2 protein-coding genes are annotated in these 3,413 nt (G+C 35.7%); one reads left to right on the top strand and one right to left on the bottom strand.

The annotated features are described in order from the left end of the window. Positions 1-163: 163 nt before the first annotated feature. Positions 164-2,140, bottom strand: a complete 1,977-nt coding sequence (locus FPG59_RS14990; protein ID WP_086455365.1) for a thiamine pyrophosphate-dependent enzyme — start codon at positions 2,138-2,140, stop codon at positions 164-166. A gap of 167 nt (positions 2,141-2,307) precedes the next feature. On the opposite strand from FPG59_RS14990, the gene FPG59_RS14985 reads away from it, so the two are divergent. Then, positions 2,308-3,258, top strand: coding sequence for an isopenicillin N synthase family oxygenase (locus FPG59_RS14985; RefSeq protein ID WP_086455364.1), 951 nt, complete (start codon positions 2,308-2,310; stop codon positions 3,256-3,258). Positions 3,259-3,413 lie beyond the last annotated feature (155 nt).

The raw sequence follows: 3,413 nt of genomic DNA, 5'->3' as shown, positions 1-3,413 counted from the left end.
TCGTTACTTTTAATAAAAAAATATGAACGGATTTTTTAAAACTATCATCGCCGGATATGGCGCAAAAAAATTAGGAGGCGGTTGTTTTGGAACCATCCTCCTATTCATAATTATCTATTGGATTCTAGGGTATTTTTAAAATCCGAAATTCCTATTTTTAATTTTAATAAGCTAACAGCGCAATCAGCTCATTTTCAAAACGACCTTTTGGTAAATACTGATCTTCAAGCGCTTTTGTGAAAGGAATTGGTGTGTCTAAACTGGCTACTCGTTTCACCGGTGCATCCAAATATTGGAAACAATTCTCCATAATTAGTGCTGATAAATCACTGGCAATTCCACCAAACAAGCTATCTTCCTGATAAATAATAGCTCTACCCGTTTTCTTTACAGAAGTAAAAATAGCGTCGGTGTCTAAAGGTTGAAGCGTTCTCAAATCCAATAAATCTGCTGAAATTTCAGGATTTTTATCCAATGTATCAATTACCCAATGAACTGCCGCTCCAAAAGCGATAATAGTTACCGAATTTCCTTCTTTCAATAGAGCCGCTTTTCCTAATGGTAAGGTGTAATAATCTTTAGGAACGTCTTGGTATACGCTTCTATACAATTGCTTGTGCTCAAAGAACAATACTGGATTTGGATCATTAATAGACTCATTCAACAAGCCTTTAGCATCATACGGGAAGGCAGGATAAACTACTTTTAAACCTGGAGTTTTAGTAAACCATGCTTCATTAGTTTGCGAATGAAACGGTCCCGCTTGAGTTCCACCGCCACAAGGCATTCGTACTACAACATCGGCTTTTTCTAGCCATCTATAGTGCGATTTGGCCAATAAATTTACTATTGGATTGAATCCTGTAGAAACAAAATCAGCAAATTGCATTTCAACAATCGCTTTGTAACCATTAATAGAAAGTCCCATTCCCGCTGAAACTACTGCACTTTCGCAAATAGGTGTATTGATCACGCGCTCTTTGCCAAATTGCGCTACAAATCCATCAGTAATTTTGAATGCTCCACCATACTCAGCAATGTCTTGCCCCATGATGACTGAGTTTTCAAAGCGCTCCATAGACTGTTTCAAAGCACTGGAAATAGCATCTATAAAGCGGATGTTTTCTTTTTCCGTTGAAGGTTTAACTTCCTCATATATAAATGGTTTGTATACATCATTTAGCTCTTCAGTTAAGGAAGCCTCTATTTCAGGTTCTGCATTGGCTAGAGCCAAACTGTCGTCTATATCTTTCTTAATTTCTAATCGTAGTGCTTCATCAAATTCAGTTGTAAGAATCTTGTTCTCTGACAAAAAGTTTCTAAAGTTTTCTACAGGATCTTTTTCAGCCCACATATCGATTAATTCCTGCGGAACGTATTTTGTTCCACTCGCCTCCTCGTGCCCGCGCATTCGGAAGGTTTTAAATTCCAATAGAACAGGTCTTGGATTATCTTTCATTGAAGCCTTTAATTCAGATAATAAATTAAATACTTCCAATATATTATTTCCGTCTACAATATGACTTTCCATTCCGTAACCAATGCCTTTATCTGCTAAATTTTCACAGCGGTATTGCTCATTTGTAGGTGTAGAAAGTCCGTATCCATTATTTTCAATTACAAATAAAACAGGTAATTCCCAAACCGAAGCAATATTCAAAGCTTCGTGAAAGTCTCCTTCACTTGTGGCTCCTTCTCCCGTAAAAACTGCGGTAACTTTACCGTTTTTCTTGAGTTTATTTGCCAAAGCAATTCCGTCAGCCACACCTAACTGCGGTCCCAAATGCGAAATCATTCCGATAATTTTATATTGTTGCGAGCCAAAATGAAAACTACGATCACGACCTTTTGTAAAACCATTGGCTTTGCCTTGCCATTGCGAAAAAAGGCGGTATAACGGAATATCTCTTCCTGTAAATACTCCCAAATTTCTATGCATAGGCAAAATGTATTCATCTGAATCTAAAACTGCGGTAACCCCAACAGAAATTGCCTCTTGACCAATTCCTGAGAACCATTTTGAAACTTTACCTTGACGAATAAGGATTAACATTTTTTCCTCTATTAGTCGTGGTTTTAGTATTCGTTTATATAAATCTAATAATTGAATGTCAGTAAGATTTTTTCTGTCGAAGATCATGGTTTCGGTTTTAATGTATGGTTCAAAGATAAAAAAATATAACAGTTTTGTATTATTTTGTTATATTTTTTCATGTTGTTTGTAAAATTTAAAATTCAGATATAAAATTATTCTTTACATTTGTAACTGCAAGATTTATTCCTTGCAATTTATAAAATTATTTAAGTATGCAAAACATTCCTAGTGTTGACTTGCGTGATTTCCTGTCGGATGACCCGGCACGTAAACAAAAATTTGTAAATGAAATCGGAAGTGCATTTGAAGACATTGGCTTCGTAGCACTCAAAGGGCATTTTTTAAATGATCAGTTAGTTGAAGAATTGTATGGTGAAATTAGAAATTTTTTCGACCTACCATTAGAAACCAAACGCAGTTATGAAATTCCTGGAATTGGCGGACAAAGAGGTTATGTTTCTTTTGGAACAGAACACGCCAAAGGCAGAAAAGAAGGAGATTTAAAAGAATTTTGGCATTTTGGACAATACGTGTCTGAAGATTCAAAATACGCTGCAGAATATCCTGAAAATGTTGAAGTAAAAGAATTACCTCGTTTTAACGTGGTAGGAAAAGAAGCCTACCAAATGTTAGAAAAAACAGGTGTGTATGTTTTAAGAGCTTTGGCTTTACGATTAGGATTAGATGAATTTTATTTTGACAATTATGCAAAAGATGGAAATTCTATCCTAAGACCTATTCATTACCCACCAATTACATCAGAGCCTGAAAACGCTATTAGAGCTGCTGCTCATGGTGACATCAACTTGATTACGTTGTTAATGGGTGCTCAAGGAAAAGGGTTACAGGTTCAAAACCACAACGGAGAATGGATTGACGCTATTGCTGAGCCAGACGAGTTGGTTATTAATGTGGGTGACATGTTATCACGTCATACCAACAACAAATTGAAATCGACTATTCATCAAGTAGTGAATCCTCCACGTGAATTATGGGGAACTTCTCGTTATTCTATTCCGTTTTTTATGCACCCAGTGAGCGATATGCCATTGAATTGCCTAGAAAACTGTATTAATACTGAAAATCCAAAACAATTTGAAGACATCACTGCAGGTGATTACCTTTATGAGCGTTTAGTTGATTTAGGTTTGATCAAAAAATAAATTTTAATTCAATAGTTCAAGAAAGACATCGAGTTCGCTTGATGTCTTTTTGTTTTTCCTAGAATTGGATCGCGGATAACGCTGATATTTGAATTTATGACTAGTGGTGCTAACCTTTGGTAAAAAAAACAGAATTTATTAGAAAAGTATATCAA

Origin of the sequence: Flavobacterium sp. FPG59, from assembly GCF_002150205.1 — a bacterium.
In the GTDB taxonomy this organism is placed as follows: domain Bacteria; phylum Bacteroidota; class Bacteroidia; order Flavobacteriales; family Flavobacteriaceae; genus Flavobacterium.
The sequence above is the reverse complement of the archived record's forward strand: the minus strand, read 5'-3'. Positions and strand labels throughout refer to the sequence as shown.